This is a genomic window from Streptomyces carpinensis (assembly GCF_002154505.1).
Lineage (GTDB): Bacteria > Actinomycetota > Actinomycetes > Streptomycetales > Streptomycetaceae > Streptomyces > Streptomyces carpinensis.
In genome coordinates, this window is the sequence record NZ_MUBM01000690.1 from 1 (window position 1) to 627 (window position 627).

Consider the following 627-nt stretch of genomic DNA (forward strand, 5'->3'; position numbering starts at 1 on the left):
CGCCACATGGGGGTTCGGACTGCGCGAGAAGTCGATCTCGTGCGGGTCCGCGAAGACGTCCGGGTCGCGGTTGGCGGCCAGGTAGGACACGTAGACGGCGTCGCCCGCCCGGATCCGCACCCCCTTGATCTCCACGTCCTCCAGCGCGATCCGCGACAGTCCGACCGCGTTGCGGTGCGGGATGTAGCGCAGCAGCTCGTCGATGGCCTGCGGACGGATCTCCGGCCGGGCGCGCAGCCGGTCGGCCAGTTCGGGGCGGCTCAGCAGGATGTAGAACATCTGCCCGCTGTTGTTGGTGACCGCCTCGCCGCCGATCTGGAGGAGCATCGCGAGACCCACGGCCTCCGCCACGGAGACCTCGCCACGCCCGATGGCGCCGCCGAGCAGGGAGGCCACGTCCTCACCGCCGCCTTCCATGCGTGCGTCGATCAGCTCGGTGAAGTACGCGGCCATCTCCTCCTTGGCCTGCTCGCTGACGTCGGCGCCGTGCGAGGAGGACAGGATCAGCTGGGTCCAGGTGTGCATGCTGTGCCGGTCGGCGGCCGGGACGCCCATCAGTTCACAGATCACCGCGATCGGGAACGGGCTGAGCACCGCACTGGTGAGGTCGGCGGGCGGGCCGGCCGC

1 protein-coding gene is annotated in these 627 nt (G+C 70.5%); it reads right to left on the minus strand.

Features of this window, described 5'->3' with window-relative positions:
• The coding region (locus BZY54_RS47935; RefSeq protein WP_143668436.1) for a cytochrome P450 at positions 1-627 on the minus strand (627 nt) is incomplete at both ends.